The sequence below is a fragment of the Fimbriimonadaceae bacterium genome, from assembly GCA_023957775.1.
Lineage (GTDB): Bacteria > Armatimonadota > Fimbriimonadia > Fimbriimonadales > Fimbriimonadaceae > JAMLGR01.
On sequence record JAMLGR010000003.1, the window covers coordinates 21,481 to 44,298 of the forward strand.

Here is a 22,818-nt window from a genome sequence, read left to right on the forward strand (position 1 = left end):
TGGCGAGGTGATTCTGATTTGAGGAAGTGGGCTTTACTATTGGCGTCCGTTGCGGTGGCGGTGACCGGCTGCGGAGGCAACGGTCACGATGCTGGCGGAGCTGGCGGCGGCGGCGGCGGGCCGTTGGTTTCGCGGGTCAACGACGCCAAGATGAGCAGCCCCGGCGTCATCTACACGACGTACCTTTCCGGCCAGGGCCGGGCACCCGGTTCGCAGAGCGCGCAGTTGAAGCGCCTGACGTACACGCCCCTCGATTTCGACAATCCGGTGGAGACGGTTCTCAATCCCGCGGTGTTGGTCCAGCTCGACGGCTACACGCACAACACGATCACGCTCGCCAACGCGCAGACGCTTCCCGGCAACGACTCCCGGCTCTACGACACGTTCACGCTGAGCATCCAGAAGATTCTTCAGGACACCGGCGATCCCTCCAACCCGTACGTCGAGTTCGGGAATCCCAACGATCCCAACGCCCCGATCCTGGAGGAGCCGTTCCCGCTGCATCTGCGCTCGTTCAACGGGCGACAATCGATCGTCCAGATCTTCCTCGACGACGCGATGGTGCACCACGACGGCGTGAGCCTGTCCTTCGACCAGGCGCTTTTCGAACTGGCCAACATCGACCCGACCGACGGCGTCATCAAGGGCTTCCTTTCCGACTACCTCCGGTTCGATCTCACGTCGATGCCGGCCGGCCAGCGACCGAACCTCATTTCGCCGGAAGGCATGGGCGCGACCGCGGACGCGGTGTACTTCAGCGGGGATTCGATCGCGATGAGCGCCGACGTGGGCGGAGACCGGGTGTTCGAGGTGCTCACCCCCCTCGGACATATTGCCGGACAGTGGCGGTTGCCGACCCCGTTGACTCCCGACTTTGGCACCTACACGCTGCTCGAGGTCGATCCTCGGATCCTCCCGGTTCCCAACGCGCAGCGCATCGTGTCCCTCCAGGGGATCTGGCGCAACTACTCGGACATGATTCTGGATCTCGGCACCGTCGAGATGTTCGCGCTCCCCAACAGCGACGACAGCGACGACCAGGATGCGGTGATGATCCAGCGTGACGGTTCCGGAGCCATCTCGGCCATGTACTTCGGATTCGTGAACTACGGCACGGGCCAGTTCAGCATGTTCCCCATCGACCAGGTAGACGATGGAGCGGCCGGCAACGAACTCACCGGCACCGTTTCGGGATTCCTCGATGCGGGCGGTGGCTCGGTTGCGGGCGCCAATCCAACCAAGATCCGCTCCGGCACGTTCACGTTCTCGGGCGGAGCGCCCGCCGGGTTCCCGGCTTCGGGCCGCTTCCTCGTGTTTCGCAAGTAGATGACCCCGATCCTCGCCGGCATCGAGACGGAGTACGGACTCCTGATCGAAGGCCGAACCCCCGAGGATCAGGTGGACGACGCGGCGGCACTCGTTCGGAGTTATCCGGACGAGTGCCTCGCTGTTTGGGACGCCTCCGACGAGTCGCCCAGAACCGATCTGCGAGGATTTCAAGTCGAACGGCTCGCCCACGATCCCGTGGACGCCCGGTTCGATGAGGGCCGGCCGCCCGAGCCCATCGCCGTCGTGCGCGCCGACCGCATCCTGCCCAATGGCGCGCGCTTTTACAACGACCACGGACATCCGGAGTACGCGACCCCCGAGTGCTGGAGCGACCACGAGCTCGCCCTGCACGATCGGGCGGGGGAGCGGGCCGTGCTCGCGGCGGCCCACGCCTATGCCGGGGAAACCGGGAAGGTCGTCAGGGTCTACAAGAACAACACGGACTACCACGGAGCGTCCTACGGCACGCACGAGAGCTACCTCGTGCCCCGCATGCCGTTCGAGCCGCTCTTTGCCGCGCTCACGCCCATGCTGGTCGCGCGCACGCTGCTGTGCGGCGCGGGAAAGGTGGGCTCGGAATCGGGCGCCCCGGTGGAGTTCCAGCTCAGCCAGCGGGCCGACTTCTTCACCGAAGCCGCGAGCGTCGACACGCTCTACCGCCGCCCCGTGTTCAACACGCGCGACGAGCCCCATGCCGACGCGAAGGTGTGGATGCGCGTGCACGTGATCTCCGGGGATGCGAACATGTCGATCCCGGCCACCGAGTGCAAGATCGGGTTGGCCAAGCTCGCGTTGGCGCTTCTGATCGAAGGGGCGTGCCCCACATGGAAGTTGGCGGACTCGGCCGGGGCGATGCGCAGCGTGAGCCGAGGGCTGGGATCGGGATTCGAGATTCAGCTCGATGGCGGCGGAACCTCCAACGCCGAGGAGGTGCTTCTCTCCTACCTCGATGCGGGGGACCGCGTGTTCGGCGACGAGGGTCGCGCGGCACGCGCGAGCTGGCGCCGACTGCTGGCGGACCGCGAAGGGTGCCCGGAGCGGTTCGCGGCACACGTGGACTGGGCGGCGAAGAAGCGCATGCTCGACGAATACCGCGCCTCCGAGGGCGTTGCGTGGACCGACCCGTGGGTTCGGGCGTTCGATCTGGAGTACCACAACGTGGATCCCGAGGCCAGCCTGTTCTACGGCCTCCAGGCGATAGGCAGGGTGTCGCCCGATCCGGAACCCGAAACTCTGGCCCGGTGTCTTCGCCATCCCCCCTCGGACTCGCGTGCCGCGGCGCGGGGCGCCGCGATCCACCGCTTCCGCGACGACGTGGTCACCGCGTCTTGGCGCACCTTGACCCTCCGCGTGGGAGGAGGCGTGCAAACCGTCGAACTCCACCCGGATATGCGCCCTTCGCAAGCTTTCGAGGCCGCTTCCGACGTAGAATCGTTTATGACCCTGCTTCGAGGTGGACGATGACCCGTGGCGACGACCGATTGAGAAAACCCGCTCAGCCGGGGCCGACAAGGAAAGGCTCCGACCAACCCGGACCCGCCAAGCCGGACGTGCAGCGGCCGGATGGCGGCAACGAGCTGTTGCGGCGGATGCGAAAGGTCGATCCCGATCAGGCGCGCAAGTACCGCCAAAGGTCGGGTCAGTGAAGATCGAGGGACCCAAAGGGTTTGCCGAGATGGTCGGCTTCCCGGGGCCGCTGGCGGCTCAGGGCGGCGGGGACGAGACGCACGGCACGACCGTTCTGGCGTTGCGGTACGACCAGGGAGTGCTCATGCTTGCGGACCGCCGGGCGACCGTCGGCAACCTCATCATGTTCGACCATGCCGAGAAGGTCTTTCCCCTCGACGACGACACCCTCATCGCGATCAGCGGCGCCTTTGCGCGATCCGTGGAAGTCTGCCGCTACTTGCGGCACTCGTTCAAATACTATCGGCGCATGACCCTGACCGACATGTCCCTGGAAGGGAAGATGATGGAGATCACGAAGGCCCTTGCGGCGAACATGCCGATGGCGATGCAGGGCATCGGCGTGTTCCTTCCCATCGTCGCGGCCTACGATCGCGGCCGGGACCAGTTCGGAATCTACTTCTTCGACGGGGCGGGCGCGCGGTTTGAGAACGGCCACTACGCGTGCGCGGGTTCCGGCAGCGAACGGATCCGGGGTGTGTTCGAGTATCTCGGTCGGAAGAAGGAATCGTGGGACAAGCGCTCACTCGACGACGTGCTCGAAGACGGCCTCCAAATGCTCGACATCGCGGCCGATCTCGACTCGGCCACAGGAGGCATGAGCAAGATCCCTCCCATTGCGTGCGTGCAAGAGCGGGAAGGCAATCGACCGGTTCCGCAGGCCCAACTCGAGAAGGCCGTGCGCAAGGTGCTCAAAGGCGACTAGCCCCAGGAACCAACGAGAAGGCCCCGACGGTCATCCATCGGGGCCTTTGGGAGACCTAGAAGCGGTATCCGAGATACACGCCGACGTTGCTGGGATTCCTCGTGCCGGCCTCGCCGGACAAGACCAGCGCCGCTTCGACGAAGGTGGACGCGTTCAGCATTCGGCCCGCGCCGATCCGCCCGCCGAACACGCTGTCCGAAGGCCCGCCGTCAAAGAAGATGACGCCGAGCCCCACAAAGGTGTAGTTCTGGCCGTCCTCCATGGCGAACTTCTGATTGAGCATGAGCGGGAACACGTTGTACGGCTGACCGTCGAGGCTGCGTCCCATCCAGTCGAAGGACGCGTAGGTCTCGCCGTCCTTCAGGAGGGACTTGCTGAACCGGTAGTCCAGGCCGATCGCGCCCCAGACGTCGCTCAGATCACGAAGATCCGAGTCGAACGGCACGAGGATGCCACCGCGAACATTGAACTGGTAGGGCGTCGCATCCATGGTGTGGGTGCCGCCGAATTGGGCGAACGCGCCCGTGCTGAGCGCCATGCATGCCGCGCCGGCGGCCACAGTCAGAAATCGCTTCATAGTTTCCAAACCTCCGTTTCGGGACTCGAGCCTCGATGCGCTCAATCCCTGAGCAATCTGTATTGTACTGTTTCGAAGGTGCAAGGTCAATGAAACCACCGGTGCGGCAGGCAGCCGACGAGGGAATCCAAGCGGAGAGGGATGGCTGGTGCGGATGGGCCAACCTTCGAATCACGGCCCCCGGCATCGAATATCGCAGGGTCAACGGCCGGACTTCTACGGATTTCGAACGTGGATCTCAAGATTCCAACGCCTCTCTTATGGCCTCCCCCGTATCTTGAAGCCAATGAGGAGCCCGAAGCGCCGCACGCGGAAGTTGTTGCGGCCTGGGGGCCAAGAACTGGAGGTAGATGATGAGGAAACTGAAATTCATGTCCGCGGTCGCGATGTTCGCCTTTGCGGGCAGCGTTGGAGCGCAGATGATCCGAACGACCATCGATGGCAAGGCCGTCTCGTTTCACGATGTTCAGCCGATGATGATGAACGGTCGGGTGATGGTGCCTTGGCGCGGCGTTCTGGAGAACTTGGGCGCGACCGTCAACTGGAATCCGGCGGCGAGAAGCGTCACGGCCGAAGTTCCCGGCACGACCGTGCGAATGTTCCTGGGCAGCAACGAAGCGTGGGTGAACGGGGAGGCGGTGGCTCTCGACACGCCCGCAACCATCTACCGCGGCCGCACGATGGTGCCGCTGCGCTTCATCAGCGAATCCCTCGGCAACGACGTGACTTGGGTCGCGCAAACCCGAACCGTCGAGATCAACACGGGCGCGTTGGATTCGGCCTACTACAACGAGATCGACCATGGAACCGGCTCCCACGAGGTGAACCCGAACGGCCGACTGGTCAGCCTGGATGCCCGTACGGTCATCCCGTTCAAGCTGGACACGCGCTTGGACTCCGACACGGCCTATCGCGGCAAGACGTTCACGGCGACCTTGGACGCGGCCGGCGGGGACTATCTCGGACTCCCGGACAACACGCGGATCGAGGGTCACGTTGATTCGGTCAAGAAACGCGACGGGGCGACCCCAGGCGTCCTTGGCCTCACGTTCGACACGATCCGACTTCCCAACGGAAACACCTACGCCGTCTACGGTTCGCTGACTTCGCTCGACGAGGACAGCGTGGAACATCGGGACGACGGCCGCATGGTCGCCAAGATGACGAGCAAGGACAACCTGAAATACGTGGGTTACGGAGCCGGCGGAGGCGCGCTCATCGCGATCCTCACGAAGGGCAACGTGCTGTCCAATTCGCTGATCGGAGGCGCTCTTGGATACCTTTACAACGAACTGGTGAAAGCCCCGGACAAGGCGCACGACGTGCACCTGAAGGCAGGCACCGAGTTTGGCGTGCGCCTTGATCGCGACCTGGTCGTTCGAGCAGGCGCCTAGAGCATCGTAAAGGGAGTTTTCGGCACGGATGCCGAATTGCCGGGCCGCCTTCGATCGAGGGCGGCCCTTCGTTACGGGTGCGGGCGTTGCGTTTTCGCGTCGGTTGGCCTATGATGGGGCGATGAAAGGTCTCGCTCTCGCACTCTCGCTCCTGGCGGTCGCCCTCGCGGGCAGCGTGGCCGCGCAACAGAACGCCGGCGCCGCCGCCAAGGGGCTTCCGAAGGTTTTCGACCCAGCGAGAGATCCGGCAACGGACTTGCGCGTCGCGCTTGCCGAAGCGAAACGAACCGGGCGGCGTGTCCTCGTCGACGTGGGTGGCGAGTGGTGCGGGTGGTGCCACCTGATGGACAAGTTCCTCGAGGAGCACACCGACTTGAAAGGGCTCCGAGACAAAGGGTTCGTCTGGCTCAAGGTTAACTTCAGCCAAGAGAACAAGAACGAGAAGTTCCTTTCGGCGTATCCCGCGATCAAGGGCTACCCGCATCTCTTCGTTCTCGATTCCGAAGGCAAACTGCTGCACTCGCAGGACACCGGAGAGCTGGAGGAAGGGAAGGGATACAACCTGGCGAAGTACACGGCGTTCCTCAAAGCGTGGAGCCCGAAGAAGAACTGAACACCTGCGGGTTGTGGGGCCCGAGACATGGAATACAGTGGTCGATGGCGGACACGACACGCGGACGACCGACCTTGCTTCCCATGCTGGCCCTCCTGCTTGTGGCCGGCGCCCGCGACAGCGGGGTCCAGCAACCCGGGCGCGCACACTTCCAGACCGTTCGCGGAGCTCTTAGTCGCGAGTACGGGCTGGAACTCATCTCCAAGCCCGAACTTCCCGTCTCGGTGAATGCGGGAACCATCGAAGGCAAGGCCGGGAGCGAGGAGAACAACGACACCTACGCCGATCTTCTCTGGACCGAGTGGAGCCTCTACCCGCCCACCCTCATGCGCAACGTGGGGCTGAAGCGCATCGTTCTGGCCGAGGAGTTGGCGTTCGGCGGACAACTTCGCACGGCGGTCCCAGACTTCATGCGGGGGGACCTTTACCTCGACACCGCGCGCGGTAGATACGACGACGCGTACGTGAGGCGCGTCATCCACCACGAGTTCTTCCACATGATCGACACTCGTGACGACGGCGTCTTGTATGGCGACTCGGCGTGGAGCAGGCTGAACCCCAAGGGGTTCCAATACGGCTCGGGTGGAAAGAACGCACAGGGCGATTCCCAAGCCGGAGTCGCGCGCGACGATCTTCCCGGTTTCATCGATACCTACGCGATGACGGGAGTGGAGGAGGACAAAGCCGAGGTCTTCGCGTTCCTCATGGTCGATCCTGCTGGTTTCGATGCCCGGGCCGCGCGCGACCGGGTGCTGCAAGCGAAAGGTCGGGCCATGCGCGCGCTCTTGCTTGCGTTCTGCCCCGAGATGGACGCGGCGTTTTGGCGCCGGGTCGCGCTCGCGCGTCAGGCGAAGTGAGCCGCTAGGCAAGCCGAACCGGCAGCACGCGCAGGCGCCGGTTCGGGTCTTCGCCCACGCTTTCGCTGGCGACGCGCCTCGCCTCGGTTACCTGGTGCTGCATCTTACGGATCGTCGCAGGCTGAGGACTGAGCTCGTAGGGCTTGCCACTCTGCATGACGATGTCGATCGCAGCAAGCACCTCGTCCATCGCCTGGGCCTCGCTGTCCTTCTGCTCGCCCGCCCCGCGAAGGATCTCGTCCAAGGCCGCGGCGATCTGCGAGAAGGTGTTCGACTTCACGACGACCGTGGTGACGGGTTTGCCGGCAAGGTCCCGGATCTTGCGGGGCCGGTTCTGGTAGCTCGAGCGGATGGCCATCACGGCATCGGCCTGGGTCACGTCCGTGCAGACGTAGGCCGGGGCGCGCTTTTCACGGATCGCCCGTTCGAGACGCGTTCTGGCAATCCCGTACGGGAAGATCTTGACGAGCTGGGGCGGCCGCTCTCCCGCCTCGGCGTCGCCTCGGTCGATCCGATCGACGGGCTCGGCCTCGGTCTCCGGTTTGCGGGCCAGGCTCGGGAACCTGCTGTTGAACGCCGCATCCGTCAGCTCTTTCGTCTCCTCCTTCTGAACGACTTCGACCTTGCCCTGGTCGGTCCGCACCCGGATCTCGGGCCGAGCGGCCACGCCTCGCAGAATCATATCCACGGTCTTCTGCACGTTGTGGTGTACGGCGAGCCGGTCGAAGTCCAAGAGCTCGATCACGACGTCGAACGTGGGAGGCGCTTTGCGCTCGAGCACGGTCTTTTGGGTGCCACGCCGCCGGGCCTCGTCGTCCGACAGAGTCACGGCCTGGATCCCTCCGATGAGGTCGGCCAAGGTTGGATTGAGCATCAGGTTCTCGAGCGTTTGGCCGTGGGCGGTGCCGACGAGCTGCACGCCGCGCTCGGCGATCGTGCGTGCCGCCATGGCCTCGGCCTCGGTCCCGATCTCGTCGATCACGATCACCTCGGGCATGTGGTTCTCGACCGCTTCGATCATGACCTGGTGCTGCTCCACGGGCACGCGCACCTGCATGCGGCGCGCGGTGCCGATTCCGGGGTGCGGGACGTCGCCATCGCCTGCGATCTCGTTCGACGTGTCGACGATGATCACGCGTTTCTCGACCTCGTCGGCGAGCACCCGCGCGACCTCCCGCAGCTTGGTGGTCTTGCCGACACCGGGCTTTCCAAGGAGCAGGATCGACTGCCCGGAGCGCACGATGTCGTCGATGATGTCGATCGTTCCCTCCAGGGCGCGTCCGGCGCGGCAAGTGAGCCCGATCACCTTGCCGTGACGGTTTCGGATCGCGCTGATGCGGTGGAGCGTTCGTTCGATGCCCGCGCGGTTGTCGAACCCGAATTCGCCGATCGACTTCATCACGAACTCGATGTCCTTTTCCGAGACGATCAGGTCGAGCATGCGCTCGACGTGGTCGCGGTAGCGGGCCTCGGCGGGCCGGCCGTAATCCAAAACGATCTCGATCAGGCTCTCCAAGCCCGCGCCGCGCTCAAGGCGCTCGCGGACGGCGCTCGGAAGAATCTCGAGAAGCTGCGTCAGTCCGTCGGTGAGAAGAGACATGGTTTTCAAAGGGCTGGGGGCAGGCCCCCCTTTAAGATACGACGAGTTTCGAGTGCCGCGCGCATCAAGAGTCGGTTAAGGTGACCTGGACCGTCCGTTCCTTGCCTTTCGACCAGAACTTCACCTTCACCCTGTCGCCGGGCTGCTTGTCCACGACGGCCTTGATGTAGTCGAAGGGCTCGAGAAGCTTCACTCCGTCCAGTTCGAGCAGGACGTCGAGCTCGCCGATCCCGGCACCCGCGGCGGGACCGTTGGGCATCACCGTCCGCACGATCAACCCCTCGTCCGGGGGCGTCGCACCGATGGTCTGGCGGATCGAATCCCGCACGGAAGCCCTCGCGAGCATCCCGGATCGAGAGAAGATGCGCAGTCCCAGCGTTCCGTATCGCGCGCGTCCATACTTGAGGATGTCGTCCACGATGCGCCGGACCCGGTTGATGGGGATGGCGAAGCCAAGCCCCATGTTGCCCCCCGTAGTTGTCGCAATGATCGAGTTGATCCCGACGACTTGGCCGGCGACGTTGGCCAACGCTCCTCCCGAGTTGCCCTGGTTGATGGCCGCATCCGTCTGGATGCTGTCCACGAGGACCGAACCGTTCTCCGTGGGGAGCGTGCGGTTGACGCTGCTGACCACGCCGACGCTCACCGTGTTGGAAAACCCGAGGGGATTCCCCATCGCCAACACCCACTCGCCGGGCTCCAGCTTGGAGTTGTCCCCGAGCTCGGCGGGCACCAAACCTGGCGCATCGATCTTCAGGACGGCCAGGTCGCTGATGGAGTCCGATCCCACGACCTTGGCATCGAACGTCCGGCCGTCGGCCAGGCGGACTTGAACCGAGTAGGCGTTCTCGACCACGTGGTGGTTGGTCACGATATGCCCCGCCGCGCTTACGATGACCCCGGACCCCGTGCTGGTCTGGGCGATCTCGTACGAGTCCGAGAAGAATCCACGCGACACCTGTTCCAGCTTGTCGACCGACACCACGGAGGGCGCAAGCCGCTTGACGGCGTCCCGAAAGTCGATCGGCTGCCCCGGCGCACCGAAGGTCGCGCTGCGGATAGGCACCGACATGGTCGCAGGGCCGGCGGGTGCATCGGTGCGGGTCAACAGGCGGTCCACGCGAAGTGCGAGCAATGCCGCGGCGAAACAAGCGGCCAGGACGCCCAGAATCGGTATCGCTTTCTTCATCCCTCCCTTATAGAACGTCGCGAACCCCGCCCGTTGTGGCGACACCAAAAAGAAAGAACGGACCCGCGCTGCGGATCCGTTCTTTGTTTCGAACTCGGAGCGTGGCGGTTACGCCTTCTTGGCGCGACGTCGCAAGAGCGCTCCGGCGCCCAGGGCGAGGGCCACCATCGAGGCGGGCTCCGGAACCGGCGCCGCGCCCGTGTAGACGTGGTCCGCAAGGACGTAATCGTCCGCCGCGGAGACCGCGACGATGGACGCCGAGGTCAGGACGTCGTTGCCAACCCAGCCGACGAACGTCTCGTTCGCGCCCACCGTCAGGGTGTTCGATTGGCCATTGCTCAGGTCGAGCGTGACATCGCCGGGAATGAAGTTGCCATCAAAGTCCGTATCCGACAGGTTCATGCCGAACGCCGTGACGGGGGCTCCGGTGAACGTGAAGTCGATCGGATCTTCGGGCGAGTTGGTGGAGAGCCCGCCGGGCAGCGAATAGAGTCCGTTGCTCGCGGCCGCGTCCCAGCCGTAACCGTTGCCCCCGGGGGCCGACCACGTGAGGTCTCCGCCAAGCGGGTTTCCGAAGCTCCAGCCGTCGAAGTTCTCCAGGTAGTACGTGCCGTCGATCGCGGCAAGGAACGAGGCCTCGTCGGTGAACCAGGTCGCGTGCGCGCCGGCGCTCGCGATCGTGAAGACCGCTCCAGCGGCCAGAAGTTTGATGGAATGATTCATAGTTCTCCCTCTTTTCGGTGCCTGCCATCAAAGGCAGGCGAAGTCCAGTCGATCGTTCACTGTACAGTGTGTCGCGCCGTTTGTGGGATGTACCCCCTCGAAAACCGGCAGGATTGCTGCCAGATACAGCGAAAATACCGGGGTTTGCGCGGGGGGCCATGCGCTCTGCGGTTGAACTCCCATGCCCGCACGACTCCGCATCCACGCTCCCGCAGGTACATTGAAGGGGTTGGTCGATCGTCATCCGAGTCTCGTGGGCATGTCCTCGTCGGAGCTTGCGCTGTTTCTCGGCGAACGCTCCGATGCCCGATGGCGCGGCAAGCAGATCGCCGCCTGGGTCTACGGACGCGCCACATCGAGTTTTGGCGACATGACGGACCTCCCCCATGCGTTGCGCGAGACGCTGGCCGAGCGCGCGGTGGTCAACCCCCTGACCGTGGAGCGCCACCTCCGGTCGACGGACGACGTGGACAAACTGCTCGTCCACGGTGGGGATGGCGAGGTCTTTGAGTGCGTCCTGCTCCCCTATCCGGACCGGGTTTCCTGCTGCATCTCCTCGCAAGTGGGCTGTCCGATGGGATGCACGTTTTGCGCCACGGGATTGGGCGGCTTCGACCGGAACTTGTCCGTGGGAGAGATCGTTGGCCAGTACCTGCTCCTCCAAGGGCTCTCCGAGCGCCGCGTTTCGCACGTCGTGTTCATGGGCATGGGCGAACCCCTGCTGAACCTCCAGAACGTGGTCAAAAGCCTGAAGCTTCTGCACGAGGAGGTCGGGCTCAGCTACCGCCATCTCACGGTCTCGACCGTGGGGCTGGTTCCGCAAATCTACGAGCTGGCCGACATGGGACTTCCGATCCACCTGGCGCTTTCCCTGCACTCTCCTCGCGACGAGGTGCGTTCGCGGCTCATGCCCGTCAACCACCGGTGGCCGGTCCGCGAGGTCCTTTCGGCGATGCGCGCCTACCAGCGCGCGACAGGCCGCAAGATCACGATCGAATACCTGTTGATCGACGGCCTCAACGACACGGTCGAACAAGCCGACGAGTTGGCCCAACTGCTCCAAGGGGTGCCCTCGTTCGTCAACGTGATCCCCTTCAACCATGTCGATACGATCCAAGGCTACGCGCGCCCATCCCGCGCCAACGTCAGGGCGTTCAAGGCGGCGCTCGAGAAACGCGGCGTGAGCGTCGCGGAACGGGTCGAGCGGGGCCACGACATCGCAGCGGCCTGCGGGCAGCTTGCGGGAGAGCACACCGGCAGGTTTGCAAGGAGGGCGGCATCCGCGGCTTTGCCCTTGCGCTCGTGAGCGTGGCATTGGTGGCGTGCGGGACCTCTCCGCCGCGCCCGGGGGCCAAAGGGACGCCAAAACCTCCCGTCCCCGAGCGCACGGTCCATTCCGGCCCCGGGGAGGCCACGCGCCGGTCTGAAGAGGTCGGACGCCCGAAGGAGTGGACGCTCTCGTGGGAGTCGGCGGTCTTGGACGTTGGGTCCGATGGCGCAATCGGGGGATCCATGGCAAGGGTGTCAGGCGTCCTGTTCCGTGATGACCAGCCTGCGAGCCATTTTTCCGCCGAGCGCGCGGAGGCGGACCGCGCCACGGGAATACTCAGGCTGGCGGGAGCCGTGCACGTGGTGTCCGAAGGTGAAGGGTCCGAATTGATGTGCGAGACATTGGAGTGGCGAGGCGAAGACCGCTTGATCGTGGCGCGGGGAAACGTCCGGGTCGAGAGCCCGGATTGGAAGATGGGTCCGGAGGGCGAACTCTGGGCCAACGCCGACCTGACACGAGTGGGGACGCCCGAAGAGTTCAAGGGAGGCAAGCCTTGAGGAGATTCAGAACCGGGTTCCTGTGTGCGCTGGTCCCGATCGTCGCCTTCGCGGCACAGGATGTGACGGTCAACTTCCAGGACCGCGCGCGCAACATGACCCTGAAGCGCTTTGACGGGTTCGTGATCACCACTCAGAAGGACGGATCGTTGGCGTTCAGCGGCTCGGGTTCCCCAGCGGTGGGCGAGTGGCGTTCCCAGGGCCTGACGATCGAGGCCCGCGTGTGGAAGGGACGGGCGACCAAGGGAGACGGCAAGGCCTACCTGCTGGAAACGGCAGACGTGCAGGGGGCGGTCGTCGTTCAAGCGGCTGCCGACGGCAAGCCCGTGATCTTGCGAACGCCGCGGGCCACCTTCGACGGGCCGGCGCGGCGGGTGGCGTGTCCGGGCGCGCTCACGATCGAGCAGACGACGGCAAACGGCACGATCACCGCCAAGGGCGCCTCGGGTTACGCGGAACTCTTCGAGTCGCAGCCCGCATCGGCGCCGAGCCTGCTGCGCAAGGCGGGCTTGGGGGGTCCCGTGCACCTTGAGATGCGCACCCGCAAAGTGGTGGACAAAGTCGAGCGCGTTCAGACGCTGACCGCAGACGCGGCGCAACTGGAATACGATGCGCTGGCCCGCACCGTGACCTTGAGCGGGGGAGTCTTCCTGAGCGGGGACGACGACGTGATGACCGCCGACGCCCGCGGCGCCGCGGCCGTCATCACCCTGGACGCGACCGGAAAGCCGATCCGCGTCGAGATGAAGGGCGATCCGGGCGTTTCGCACCTGACCCGCCGCGGGGGAGGGGCGCGTTGAAGATCCGCGCGGCCGGGCTCGTCAAGGCCTACCGCGGACGGCGCGTGGTCGACCACGTCACCTTCGAGATCTCCCAGGGAGAGATCGTGGGTTTGCTGGGCCCGAACGGGGCGGGGAAGACCACGACGTTCTACATGGTCACCGGCCTGGTCCGCCCCAACGAGGGAACCGTGCATCTCGATGACACGGACGTCACGCACTGGCCGATGTTCAAGCGCGCGCGGGCCGGCGTGGGCTACCTTCCGCAAGAGCCCAGCGTGTTCCGGAAGTTGAGCGTCGAAGACAATCTGCGGCTCGTGCTGGAGCTTGCGGGCCGTTCGCGCAAGGAGATCGACGCCAAGGTCGAGGAGCTTGCCGAAGAGCTGCACATCACGCGCATTCTCAGAAGCGCGGGCAACGTGCTGTCCGGAGGGGAGCGGCGGCGCGTCGAGATCGCCCGCGCCCTTGCCACCGAACCCAAGTTCATCCTCCTCGACGAGCCGTTCACGGGCATCGACCCGGTCACGATCGAGGAGATCCAAGAGATCGTGTTTCGGCTCAAAGACCAAGATATCGGCATCCTGATCACCGATCACAACGTCGCTGCGACGTTCGGGATCACCGATCGCAACTACATCCTCATCGACGGGAAGATCATCGCGCAGGGAAGCGGCCGCGAGATCTCCGCCGATCCGAAGGTGCGCAGCCACTATCTCGGGCAGCAGTTCCGTTCGGACAGCCTCCCCGAGGACCGGGCATGAGGCGGATCGACCGCCTGATCCTCGGCGAGTTGATCGGGCCCTGGCTGTTCGGCACGGCCATCTTCACCGTGCTCATCATGGCGGGCACGTACCTGTTCAAGATCACGGATTACATGGCCCAGGGCGTTCCGTTCGGGACCGTCATCGAGTTGACCCTGCTGCTGCTGCCCGGGGTCATGGCCAAGACGTTTTCGATGGCGGCGCTCCTCGCCGCGCTCTTGGCCTTCGGGCGACTCAGCAGCGACAGCGAAATCGTGGCCCTCAAGGCGGCTGGGGCAAGCTTGGGACGCATGATGATGCCGGTGGCGGCGTTTGGCCTCGTGATCTCGCTGGTGACGTTCTGGTTCAACGAGACGCTGGTTCCCGGAGCGGCCATGCGCGCGACCTCGTTGCAGACCGATGTGGCGAAGCAGCTCAAGGGGACGTCGCTGCAACCGATCGGACAACCCGTGTACGAGGGCGGAGTGCTCAAGGCGATGGTCGTAGCTCGAGACTTCAGCCTTCGCGCGAGGACGCTGAGGGGAGCCCAGATCACGACGTACGACGCGCAGGGCGATCCCACGTTCGTGCTGTTTGCAAACGAACTGGAGTATCAAGGGCCAGACAATTGGCGGTTGCGCGGTGGCGGTCGGTTGCTCTCCGCGGACGGGCGGACCTTGGTGTATATCGACGGGGACGCCTGGCCCGAACAGATCGAGAAGCTTTCGCTGACTTTCGAAGACTTGGTGGCTGGGATGATCAAGGACCTCGACTCGCTCAGCATGAAGCAGATGCGGGAGCAGATCAAACGGGCGAGGGAGAACACGCGGATCAGTCCGGGCCAGATCGCCAATCTGGAGTACGGCTACTACAACAAGATCACGCTTCCCCTGGCCGCGTTGATCTTCGGCTTGGTGGGTGCTCCGTTGGGCATCCGGAACCACCGAACGGGGGCCGCCGCCGGTTTCTGGCTGTCCGTGGTGATTATTTTCGGGTACATGTTGTTAACGAACTTCATGGCCATTTACGCCCAAGGAGGGGCGATCCCACCGTACGCGGCCAGTTTCACCCCTTTGCTCTTGGGCTTGATTTTCGCGGCGGTGACGATTCGTATGAAGAATCGGTAAGGGACGAACGTTGGATCTGACCAGTATTGGCTTTGTGGGATTGGTTATCGTGCTGGGAGGCATTATCGCCTTCTACGCGGACCGTCTTGGCCGGTACCTCGGCAAGAAGCGGCTTCGGCTCCTCGGTCTCCGCCCCCGCCATACCGCGGCAGTGTTGACGGTGGGAGCGGGCGTGCTCATTCCCCTGGTGACGGTCGCGATCGTGTTTGCGGCCAGTCAGGACGTTCGGCTGTGGCTGATCGAGGGCCGGCAGGCGATCGAACAGGTCAAGGTGTTGCGCGGCGAAGTCGGCACCCTGAAATCGCAAGGCACCGAGCTGGACCAGCAGATCCAATCCAAGACCACCCAAGTGGCGGAACTGGACGCGAAGTTGCAGCAATCCTTGGCGGACCTCAAGAAGTTTCGCGACGCCGCCGCGGTGTCGGCGGAGCGCGCGCGCCAGGCGGGGCTCAAGGTCGCGGCGCTGACCAGGCAGGCAAAAAACCTCACCGAGTCGCTGACCAAGCAGGCGGCGGCGTTGGCTGCGACGACCAAGGATCTCGGGTCGGCCGAAGCGGACCTGGTCAAAGCGCGCCAAGAGTACAAAGGCTTGAGCGACGCTTTCGCGATCCTCCAGAAGGAGCAGAACGACGCGTACGTCGAGAACCGGCGGCTGGGCATGGAGAACGATCAGCTCATTCGGGACTCGGAGAGGCTCAAGCAGGACATCTCTGGCCTTTCGGCCGACAAGGAGCGGCTCTTGGCCGAGCAGGAACGTCTCAGCAAGGACCTGGGCGACACCAAGGGAGAGCTCGAAAGGGGCAAGCTCGAACTCGACGACCTTCGCGCGCGGCTCTCGACCGCCTCGAACATGCTCGCGCAGAACCTCAATGCGAGCCGCACCATGCCGCTCACGTTCGCCATGGGCGAGGAGTTGGCCCGGCTGTCCGTCCCGAACAACCTCACCGAAGAGGCGGCCCGCGCCGCCTTGACGAGCCTGTTGCGCTCCGCGAGGATCCTCGCGGACCAGCGCGGGGCACGGGGCGACCCCTCGTGCGGCCTGTGGTACCGCGAAACGCCCGACCGCATCGTCACGATCGAGGAGCAGGAGAATGCGATCGTCAAAGGGATCACCGGTCAACGGGACGACCTGGTGCTGATCGCGTCCTCGATGCTCAACGCGTTCCAGGGGGAGTTCGTGGCGCTCGACGTCAAGGCCTACCGCAATCCCATCGTGTACCAAGAGGGACAGGTCGTCGCGGAGGGCCGGATCAACGGGCAGCAGTCGGAGGACCGGGTTCTGCAGCAGATCAACGAGTTCCTGACCGGGACCGTTCGCCCCAAGGCTTTGGAGGCCAAGATGATCCCGGTGCGCGGCGCGAGCAGCCCGCTCGGAGAAGTGTCGCAGGAGGATGTGCTCGCCTTGATGCGCCAGATCCTCCAGGTATCGCGGGAGGTCCGGGTCCAGGCGTTGGCGGCCCAGACGACGCGCGCCGCGGATTCGCTCAAACTCACCTTCCGACTCCGTTGAGCGTCGCCGGGCCTCCCTTGGGTGGGCCATCATCGAGACAACATGGATGTGAAGACCGTTTTGGCCGTGGATCCGGGGAGTTCCAAATGCGGGTTCGCCCTCGTTCGGCGGGAGGCCGAAGGGCATTTGACGTTGCTCTGGCGGGGAGTGTTCGGCAAAGACGAGATCGCCAAACGGATCGACGAGGCGAATGCGGTTCAGCACTTCAACATGGTCATCGTAGGCGCCGGGACTCGCTCGCGAGACGTCGTGAACGCGATCCGGGACGCGATGCCGAGCGTCGGCGTGCTGGTCGTGGACGAGAAGAACACGACGCTGGAGGCACGCGAGCGCTACTGGGAGCACCATCGGCGCCGCGGGTGGAGACGGTTCCTGCCGTCGACGATGCAGGTTCCGCCCGATCCGGTGGACGACTTCGTCGCGCTGATCCTGGCCGAGAGGGTGTTGCTCGCCTGAGCGCTGGAAGAGAATCCAATGAGTGAAACTCCCAGCGGACCCCGGTCGATCCATCCTGCGATTCAAGGCGTCTGGAGGTTCTCCGCGGCGACCACCAGTGTGTTCCTCGTCGCGGGCGCCGCCCTTTTCGAGGGTCTGGTCTTGATGCCGATCCATGGGTGGCCCTTTCGGGTACCCGTCGTGCTCCCGGGCGTCTTTGTGGCGCTCGGCATCCTCTCGCAGTGGATGGTTCGGAGGCAGTGGCAGCGATGGACCTACGAGGTGCGCGAACACGACTTGGTGCTCTCGTGGGGAGTGATCTGGCAAACGCGCCGCGTGGTCGCTCGCGACCGGATTCAGCACCTCGACATCAACTCGGGGCCGCTCGATCGTCGCTTTGGGCTCGTCCAAGTCGTCGTCTACGTCGCTGGGGGGTCCGTTGGCGCCATTCCAGGCTTAACCCCCCAAGAAGCGGAGTTGCTGCGATCCGTTCTCCTGGCCGGACGCGGGGACGACGTGTGACGGGCATGCGGCGGTTGCATGGGGCCACGATGCTGGTGGAGGCGATCGAGTTCCTCCGCCGCTTCCTCTTTACCGTGATCGTCGTGCTGGCCGCGGGATCCAGGCGCGAGGGCATGGGTGAGATCGTGATCGCGGGCGTGGGTGCGCTCACCGTCGCCGTGTCCGTCTTCCGGTACGCGACGACCCGCTACGGATTCGAGGGAGCGGCGTTTGTCGTCACCTCCGGGCTCGTGTGGAAGCAGAACCGAACGATCCCGCTTGCCCGCATCCAAAACGTGAACGTCCAGCGCAACGTGCTTCACAGGATCCTCGGAGTCAGCCAGGTCGACATCCAAACGGCGAGCGGCTCGGCTGCCGAAGCCAGCCTCAAGGTGCTTTCCGAGGCCGACGCCCAAGAGCTGAAGCATGCTCTGCTCGGCCAAACGCCCGGTCCGGCGTTCGAGGTTCGGGAGACTCCGCCCTCGCTCTTTCAGGTCGAACTGCGCGATCTCATGTTGGCGGGTGCGTTTCAAAATCGGTCGTTGTACTTGGTGTTCGCGGTGCTCGGGTTGATGCAGGGGCCCGAGCTGATGGGCTTCGTGCGCCGCGCCTCGGGCCCCGCAACCCACCTTGCCCGCAGCTTGGGAGTCGGCGCCTTGGTGCTCGCCGGCTTTCTGCTGCTTCTCGTCGGGTGGTTCCTCGCCATCGCGGGCACCGTGACGAAGTACTACGGCTTCCACATCGCGCGCCACGAGAAGGGGCTCAAGGTGGGTTTCGGGCTCCTCACCCAGATCGAGCACGTCATTCCGCTGCGCCGAGTGCAGTATGTGAGGGTCGTGCAGCCCTGGCTCTATCGGCTCCTCGGTCTGTGCGAAATGGATGTGGCGACCGCGGGTTCGTTCGGCAAGGAGGAGGGTGGGGGCACGACCAAGCTCGCGCCGGTCGTGCGCGAAGAGAACGCGGGGCGCCTGGGTCGGCACGTGTTCGCCGACCTTCCCTTGGGGGAGGTGGAGTGGTCGGGTGTCAGCCCGCTCACCATTCGACGCGGGTTTCTCGCCATTTTCTGGCCGTGTCTGCTTGGAACGGGGCTGTTGGCTAGGACGCTCGGCCCGTGGATGGGCGCCCTGCTCCCCGTGTTCCTCGCGCTGGGCTGGATCTATGCCAGGAAACGGCATGCCGCACTGGGCTACGCCATCCGGGAACGGTTTCTCTGCGTGCGAGGCGGCGTCCTCAAGCGCTCGATCGTGTTCATCCCTCTCGAGCGCGTCCAGTACGTCGAGGCCGGGTCGAGCCCCTTTCAACGGGCGCTGGGGTTGGCGACGTTGCGCGTGCGTACGGCTTCCTCGTTTGCGACCCCCGACGCCGTCATCCCCGATCTCCCGGCACCCGTCGCGCACCGGCTTCAGGACGAGATCGTGAAAGGGGCGCGCGTCTCAGGGCTCTAGAGCGCTTCGCGAGGGGTACCCTGTGCCCTTCGATGATACGTGTTGCGGTCGTGGGGGCAACGGGTTATGGAGGCGCCGAGGCGGTGCGGCTGTTGGCGGCGCACCCCGGTGCCGAGGTCGTCGCGGTCACCTCCGCCCGGTTGGAGGGCACACCCCTCCGGGATGCGTGCCCCTGGTTGGACACCGACCTGGTTCTCTCCCGCTTCGAAGCCGCCTCGCTGCCGGGCGATGTGGCGTTGCTTTGCCAAGAATCGGGATTTGCCATGGAGCATGCCCACCAGCTCTTGGAGCGGATGCGGGTGATCGACTTCTCGGCGGACTTCCGTTTGCGGGACCGCGCGGATTATCCGCGCTGGTACGGACGGGAGCATTCGTCCCCGGAGGTGGAAGCGGTGTACGGATTGCCTGAGCTCGAGTCTCGGGACGCGATCGCTCGTGCGGCGCTGGTCGCAAACCCGGGCTGCTATCCGACGGCGGCACTGCTGGCCCTTGTTCCGCTCGAGCGGGCGGGATTGATCGACGGAACGCCCGTCGTCGACGCCAAATCCGGCGTGTCCGGCGCAGGGCGTTCGCGCACGGAGACCGACTATCTGCTCGGCGAACTCGAGGGGGGATTCAAGGCGTACGGGGTGACGGGCCACCGCCACACCCCCGAGATCGAGCAGGGCCTGGGCCGTCCCGTGCGCTTCACGCCCCACCTCCTGCCATTCGCACGCGGGATCCACGCGACGTGCCACGTTCCGCTCCGTCAGGGAGCGGACCGTGAGGACGTCCTGACGGCTTGGGCGAAAACCTATGCCGAAGCGCCGTTCGTGCGCATTCGCGAAGAGGGATGGCCTTCGACCAAGGAGGTGCGCGGCACCAATGCGTGCGTTCTGGCCGCCGCGTTCGACGGGAGGACGGGCCACGCGGTCGTTGTCTCGGTCCTCGACAACCTGGTGAAGGGTGCCGCGGGTCAGGCCGTGCAGAATCTCAACGTGATGTTTGGGCTGGACGAGGCGACAGGGTTGACCGTTCACGGAGTGTGGCCATGACGCCCACAGGCTTTCGGTTCGCAGGGGTCCGTTGCGGATTAAAGAACAAGCGGCGCGATTTGGGACTGATCGTCAGCGATCGACCCGCGGCCGTGGCGGGGGTGTTCACGCAGAATCTCGTGCGGGCGGCCTGCATCGATTTCACCCGCGCGGTCGTGGGCACGGGCTCCCTTCGGGCGGTCGTCGTGAACAGCGGCAACGCGAACTGCGCCACGGGCGAGCAAGGGGTGCGCGACACGGCTCGCATGGCCGAATTGGCGGCCGGCGCCCTGGGACTCGGAGACGGAGATGTGGCGGTGGCCCACACCGGGGTGATCGGCCATCTGATCGACATGGCGAAGGTCCAGCGCGGCGTCGAGGACGCGGCCGATGCCTTGAGCGAGGACCCCAAGCCCTTTCTCGAGGCCATCCTTACCACCGACCTGGTCGAGAAGCAAGCCGAGCGCGAGGTGGGCGGCGCGAGGTTCCTCGGTGCGGGCAAGGGAAGCGGGATGATCGCGCCCAACATGGCCACGATGCTGGCGTTCGTGGCGACCGACGCCGTGGCCGCACCGGACGTCCTCGACCGCGCCCTGCGCGCGGCCGTGGACGCGAGTTTCCACTGCCTGACCGTCGACGGAGACACGAGCACGAACGACATGGTGTTGGTGCTTGCCAATGGGGCGAGCGGGGTGGAGCTGGACGAGGAGGCGTTGGTCGAGGCCCTCACGGACCTGTGCGTGGATCTGGCCAAACAGATCGCCCGCGACGGCGAGGGTGCGACGAAGTTGCTGGAGATTCGGGTGACCGGATCCGACGACCCGCGCCGGGCGGCGCTGGCGATCGCGAACTCGCCCCTGGTCAAGACCGCCATGTTCGGCTGCGATCCGAACTGGGGCCGGATCATGGCGGCGGCGGGGCGGTCGGGTGCGCGGTTCGATCCGGCCCAGGCCACGCTCGTGATCGCCTCCCAGGGTGAGGAACACCTCCTGTTCGAGAACGGGACCCCCTCCTCCTTCGACCCGAAGCGCGCCTCGACGGCCCTCAAGAGCGACCACGTGGTGATCGCTTTGGACCTGGGGCCAGGCGAGACCGCGACGATGTACACGTGCGACTTCGGCTACGGTTACGTCCGCATCAACGCGGAGTACCACACTTGATCTAGCCCTCGATCAGCTTCTTGAGGCGGTCGCAGGCCTCGCCCCACGCTTCCCGCACTCCATCGGCTTCGGCTTTGGTCTGAAGCCGCTGGTGGAGGATGTAGACCATCGTTTTCTTGCCGGCCTTGTCGTGAAACTGCACGTCGATCACGCTGGGCGCCGTGAAATCCGGGTGTTCGAACGAGAGGCGCAGGTCCTTGTTTTCGCGCACGCGGGTGAGGGTGGCCTTCTCGCCGTCCGGGCCGGTCAGCGACCCGCCGTCTTTGATCTCCGCGCGGGTGCCTTCACCCATCCAGGCGGCGAGCCCCTCGGGGGAGGTGAACTTGCGGTACGTGTCGGCGAGGGGCGCCCCAATGGTCTTGGTCGCGCAGATGAAGTAGCCCTCGAGGAGCCCGTCCTTCTTCCGCACGTCGCGCGCCGCCTCGTATTCGACGGAGATCGTGTTGCACCACCACGGATCCACGCCGGCCTCGTTCAGATAGACGCTGAGTGCGCGTCGCCCTTTCTTCAGACCGTCCATGGCGTCGAACTCCGCGAACCACTCGTCGAGGGTCTTGCCGGTCTCCTTCTTGGACGTTGCGTTGTCGATAGGGAAGTCTGGCTTCAGGTTGTATTTCACGATCTCACTGCTTCTTGAAGATCGCCTCTCCAGCCTTGACCCAATCGTCCCCCGCTTTGAATTCGAGGACGAACTTGAGCTCTGTGTCGGACAATTTGGTCATCGAGGCACGGCTCACCGTGGCCTCCCCGTTGGGATCGGTTTTCCACGGTTCGCTGGTGAACACCACCGTGTCGCCTTGCGCCACGCCCCATTCGATGCGCGGCGTCGGGGCCAGGTTCGTAAACGTGTAGGAGCTGTACTTGCCTTTCTCGGGGTCCCAACCCATGAAGAACTCCTCGTTCATGGTGAAGCCCTCCATCTCCCACTTGCTGGTGCCTCGGAGGAACGGGCCGCTCCACTCGGCATGGTGGGTCATTTTGCCCTCCATCTCCATGCCTTCCATCGACATCTTCATCGTGCCGGACCAGTTGCCGACCATCCACTCAAACTTCTTGAGTTCGGGTGCGGGACCCATGTCGGGTACCTGGGAGTTGGCGAGAGCGCATACGAGCAGCAGCGTTGCTGCGAGAGTCCATCGAGTCATCGTCGACCTCCTATTGGTGCTGTCGAAACTACCTGGTGCGGGCGACGAGACGCAACGACCGCTTGATCAGATTGATCTGGCCGAGGTGGTAGGCATCGTGGATCGCGATCGCAACCAGGGTTTTGGCGATCTCCGGCTCCGGCCCGGAATTGGCGAGGCCGCACGCCTCGTCAAATCCGGACAGGAACGCCGCACGCAGATCAGGGAACTCCGAGGCCTCGGGAATGCGCCAGTCGCCCTCGAGGAAACGGGGAAGTTTTTCGCGCCGGATCTTCTTGAGCCAGAGGTCCTGCCAGAAGTGCATGTGGGCGAGGTTCGTGAGAAGCGAGTAGGGCATCCCCGGCAACACGCGCGCCGCGTCCTCGGGCTTGATGCGGCTGAGCAGCTTCCCGGGGGCCGGAATGTCCACTCCGGAAGCGAGCTGGCGGAAGAGCTCCGCGGTGGGATTTGGGGCCATGCCGG

General features: G+C 64.9%; 25 protein-coding genes. 18 read left to right on the top strand and 7 right to left on the bottom strand.

Annotated features, from left to right (window positions below; all coding sequences use genetic code 11):
* Positions 1-39: 39 nt before the first annotated feature.
* The 4 genes from M9921_03090 to M9921_03105 are packed head-to-tail and all read left to right on the top strand — an operon-like array spanning position 40 to position 3,721.
* The gene (locus tag M9921_03090) at positions 40-1,326 is read left to right on the top strand and encodes a hypothetical protein (GenBank protein MCO5295819.1); all 1,287 of its coding nucleotides are present in this window, start codon (positions 40-42) and stop codon (positions 1,324-1,326) included.
* Complete coding sequence (locus M9921_03095; protein MCO5295820.1) at positions 1,327-2,793, top strand: proteasome accessory factor PafA2 family protein; 1,467 nt, start codon at positions 1,327-1,329, stop codon at positions 2,791-2,793.
* On the top strand, positions 2,790-2,975 hold the full coding sequence (locus M9921_03100; GenBank protein ID MCO5295821.1) for a ubiquitin-like protein UBact: 186 nt from the start codon (positions 2,790-2,792) through the stop codon (positions 2,973-2,975). The genes M9921_03095 and M9921_03100 overlap by 4 nt, the downstream gene beginning before the upstream one ends.
* Positions 2,972-3,721, top strand: coding sequence for a hypothetical protein (locus M9921_03105; GenBank protein MCO5295822.1), 750 nt, complete (start codon positions 2,972-2,974; stop codon positions 3,719-3,721). The genes M9921_03100 and M9921_03105 overlap by 4 nt, the downstream gene beginning before the upstream one ends.
* 55 nt (positions 3,722-3,776) lie before the next feature.
* On the opposite strand, the gene M9921_03110 is transcribed toward M9921_03105, so the two are convergent.
* A complete protein-coding gene (locus tag M9921_03110; GenBank protein ID MCO5295823.1) occupies positions 3,777-4,298 on the bottom strand; it encodes a hypothetical protein in 522 nt (173 codons plus the stop codon).
* 353 nt (positions 4,299-4,651) lie between these two features.
* Between M9921_03110 and M9921_03115 the strand changes: the two genes are divergently transcribed.
* The 3 genes from M9921_03115 to M9921_03125 all read left to right on the top strand — a co-directional run bounded on the left by M9921_03115 (position 4,652) and on the right by M9921_03125 (position 7,162).
* The gene (locus tag M9921_03115; protein MCO5295824.1) at positions 4,652-5,692 is read left to right on the top strand and encodes a copper amine oxidase N-terminal domain-containing protein; all 1,041 of its coding nucleotides are present in this window, start codon (positions 4,652-4,654) and stop codon (positions 5,690-5,692) included.
* Between the two features lie 121 nt (positions 5,693-5,813).
* Positions 5,814-6,305 (top strand): thioredoxin family protein, encoded by a 492-nt coding sequence (locus M9921_03120; protein ID MCO5295825.1) that lies wholly within the window; start codon positions 5,814-5,816, stop codon positions 6,303-6,305.
* 44 nt (positions 6,306-6,349) lie between these two features.
* The gene (locus tag M9921_03125) at positions 6,350-7,162 is read left to right on the top strand and encodes a putative zinc-binding metallopeptidase (GenBank protein MCO5295826.1); all 813 of its coding nucleotides are present in this window, start codon (positions 6,350-6,352) and stop codon (positions 7,160-7,162) included.
* 4 nt (positions 7,163-7,166) lie between these two features.
* Here the strand turns inward: M9921_03125 and M9921_03130 are convergent, their stop codons facing one another.
* From M9921_03130 to M9921_03140, 3 genes are all read right to left on the bottom strand, one after another.
* Positions 7,167-8,762: an AAA family ATPase gene (locus M9921_03130; protein ID MCO5295827.1), complete on the bottom strand. Its 1,596-nt coding sequence runs from the start codon at positions 8,760-8,762 to the stop codon at positions 7,167-7,169.
* A 64-nt stretch (positions 8,763-8,826) separates the two neighbouring features.
* On the bottom strand, positions 8,827-9,951 hold the full coding sequence (locus M9921_03135; protein ID MCO5295828.1) for a trypsin-like peptidase domain-containing protein: 1,125 nt from the start codon (positions 9,949-9,951) through the stop codon (positions 8,827-8,829).
* Positions 9,952-10,059: 108 nt separating this feature from the next.
* Positions 10,060-10,674 (bottom strand): PEP-CTERM sorting domain-containing protein, encoded by a 615-nt coding sequence (locus tag M9921_03140; GenBank protein MCO5295829.1) that lies wholly within the window; start codon positions 10,672-10,674, stop codon positions 10,060-10,062.
* A 181-nt stretch (positions 10,675-10,855) separates the two neighbouring features.
* On the opposite strand from M9921_03140, the gene rlmN reads away from it, so the two are divergent.
* From rlmN to argJ, 11 genes are all read left to right on the top strand, one after another.
* Positions 10,856-11,980, top strand: coding sequence for a 23S rRNA (adenine(2503)-C(2))-methyltransferase RlmN (rlmN, locus tag M9921_03145; GenBank protein MCO5295830.1), 1,125 nt, complete (start codon positions 10,856-10,858; stop codon positions 11,978-11,980).
* A gap of 353 nt (positions 11,981-12,333) precedes the next feature.
* Entirely contained in the window at positions 12,334-12,501 is a 168-nt protein-coding gene (locus M9921_03150) for a hypothetical protein (protein MCO5295831.1), read from the top strand.
* Entirely contained in the window at positions 12,498-13,301 is an 804-nt protein-coding gene (locus M9921_03155; GenBank protein MCO5295832.1) for a hypothetical protein, read from the top strand. Before M9921_03150 ends, M9921_03155 begins: the two co-directional genes overlap by 4 nt.
* Complete coding sequence (gene lptB, locus M9921_03160) at positions 13,298-14,041, top strand: LPS export ABC transporter ATP-binding protein (protein ID MCO5295833.1); 744 nt, start codon at positions 13,298-13,300, stop codon at positions 14,039-14,041. Before M9921_03155 ends, lptB begins: the two co-directional genes overlap by 4 nt.
* Complete coding sequence (locus M9921_03165; protein MCO5295834.1) at positions 14,038-15,147, top strand: LptF/LptG family permease; 1,110 nt, start codon at positions 14,038-14,040, stop codon at positions 15,145-15,147. Before lptB ends, M9921_03165 begins: the two co-directional genes overlap by 4 nt.
* Before the next feature lie 49 nt (positions 15,148-15,196).
* A complete protein-coding gene (locus M9921_03170) occupies positions 15,197-16,657 on the top strand; it encodes a DUF3084 domain-containing protein (protein ID MCO5295835.1) in 1,461 nt (486 codons plus the stop codon).
* A gap of 42 nt (positions 16,658-16,699) precedes the next feature.
* Positions 16,700-17,113 (top strand): hypothetical protein, encoded by a 414-nt coding sequence (locus M9921_03175; GenBank protein MCO5295836.1) that lies wholly within the window; start codon positions 16,700-16,702, stop codon positions 17,111-17,113.
* Between the two features lie 18 nt (positions 17,114-17,131).
* Positions 17,132-17,614 carry a PH domain-containing protein gene (locus M9921_03180; protein MCO5295837.1) on the top strand — a complete coding sequence of 161 codons (483 nt, stop codon included), beginning with the start codon at positions 17,132-17,134 and terminating at the stop codon, positions 17,612-17,614.
* A gap of 5 nt (positions 17,615-17,619) precedes the next feature.
* Positions 17,620-19,038, top strand: coding sequence for a PH domain-containing protein (locus M9921_03185; protein ID MCO5295838.1), 1,419 nt, complete (start codon positions 17,620-17,622; stop codon positions 19,036-19,038).
* Between the two features lie 32 nt (positions 19,039-19,070).
* The gene (gene argC, locus M9921_03190) at positions 19,071-20,072 is read left to right on the top strand and encodes an N-acetyl-gamma-glutamyl-phosphate reductase (protein MCO5295839.1); all 1,002 of its coding nucleotides are present in this window, start codon (positions 19,071-19,073) and stop codon (positions 20,070-20,072) included.
* Entirely contained in the window at positions 20,069-21,211 is a 1,143-nt protein-coding gene (gene argJ, locus M9921_03195; protein ID MCO5295840.1) for a bifunctional glutamate N-acetyltransferase/amino-acid acetyltransferase ArgJ, read from the top strand. Before argC ends, argJ begins: the two co-directional genes overlap by 4 nt.
* 1 nt (position 21,212) lies before the next feature.
* Here argJ and M9921_03200 read toward each other — a convergent pair whose 3' ends face one another.
* Genes M9921_03200 through M9921_03210 form a run of 3 tightly spaced genes read right to left on the bottom strand, consistent with a single transcriptional unit; the run spans position 21,213 to position 22,813 of the window.
* A complete protein-coding gene (locus M9921_03200; GenBank protein MCO5295841.1) occupies positions 21,213-21,830 on the bottom strand; it encodes an SRPBCC domain-containing protein in 618 nt (205 codons plus the stop codon).
* A gap of 4 nt (positions 21,831-21,834) precedes the next feature.
* Positions 21,835-22,356: a DUF1579 domain-containing protein gene (locus tag M9921_03205; protein ID MCO5295842.1), complete on the bottom strand. Its 522-nt coding sequence runs from the start codon at positions 22,354-22,356 to the stop codon at positions 21,835-21,837.
* A gap of 28 nt (positions 22,357-22,384) precedes the next feature.
* Positions 22,385-22,813 (bottom strand): DinB family protein, encoded by a 429-nt coding sequence (locus tag M9921_03210; GenBank protein ID MCO5295843.1) that lies wholly within the window; start codon positions 22,811-22,813, stop codon positions 22,385-22,387.
* Positions 22,814-22,818: the final 5 nt, after the last annotated feature.

Coding starts and splice junctions, on each gene's coding strand:
- M9921_03140 (MCO5295829.1), bottom strand. CDS start 10,674: ATGAATCATTCCATCAAACTTCTGGCCGCTGGAGCGGTCTTCACGATC.
- M9921_03185 (MCO5295838.1), top strand. CDS start 17,620: ATGCGGCGGTTGCATGGGGCCACGATGCTGGTGGAGGCGATCGAGTTC.
- argC (MCO5295839.1), top strand. CDS start 19,071: ATGATACGTGTTGCGGTCGTGGGGGCAACGGGTTATGGAGGCGCCGAG.
- M9921_03120 (MCO5295825.1), top strand. CDS start 5,814: ATGAAAGGTCTCGCTCTCGCACTCTCGCTCCTGGCGGTCGCCCTCGCG.
- M9921_03115 (MCO5295824.1), top strand. CDS start 4,652: ATGAGGAAACTGAAATTCATGTCCGCGGTCGCGATGTTCGCCTTTGCG.
- M9921_03130 (MCO5295827.1), bottom strand. CDS start 8,762: ATGTCTCTTCTCACCGACGGACTGACGCAGCTTCTCGAGATTCTTCCG.
- M9921_03210 (MCO5295843.1), bottom strand. CDS start 22,813: ATGGCCCCAAATCCCACCGCGGAGCTCTTCCGCCAGCTCGCTTCCGGA.
- M9921_03205 (MCO5295842.1), bottom strand. CDS start 22,356: ATGACTCGATGGACTCTCGCAGCAACGCTGCTGCTCGTATGCGCTCTC.
- M9921_03175 (MCO5295836.1), top strand. CDS start 16,700: ATGGATGTGAAGACCGTTTTGGCCGTGGATCCGGGGAGTTCCAAATGC.
- rlmN (MCO5295830.1), top strand. CDS start 10,856: ATGCCCGCACGACTCCGCATCCACGCTCCCGCAGGTACATTGAAGGGG.
- M9921_03125 (MCO5295826.1), top strand. CDS start 6,350: ATGGCGGACACGACACGCGGACGACCGACCTTGCTTCCCATGCTGGCC.
- M9921_03110 (MCO5295823.1), bottom strand. CDS start 4,298: ATGAAGCGATTTCTGACTGTGGCCGCCGGCGCGGCATGCATGGCGCTC.
- M9921_03165 (MCO5295834.1), top strand. CDS start 14,038: ATGAGGCGGATCGACCGCCTGATCCTCGGCGAGTTGATCGGGCCCTGG.
- M9921_03180 (MCO5295837.1), top strand. CDS start 17,132: ATGAGTGAAACTCCCAGCGGACCCCGGTCGATCCATCCTGCGATTCAA.
- M9921_03095 (MCO5295820.1), top strand. CDS start 1,327: ATGACCCCGATCCTCGCCGGCATCGAGACGGAGTACGGACTCCTGATC.
- M9921_03135 (MCO5295828.1), bottom strand. CDS start 9,951: ATGAAGAAAGCGATACCGATTCTGGGCGTCCTGGCCGCTTGTTTCGCC.
- M9921_03100 (MCO5295821.1), top strand. CDS start 2,790: ATGACCCGTGGCGACGACCGATTGAGAAAACCCGCTCAGCCGGGGCCG.
- argJ (MCO5295840.1), top strand. CDS start 20,069: ATGACGCCCACAGGCTTTCGGTTCGCAGGGGTCCGTTGCGGATTAAAG.
- M9921_03150 (MCO5295831.1), top strand. CDS start 12,334: ATGTGCGAGACATTGGAGTGGCGAGGCGAAGACCGCTTGATCGTGGCG.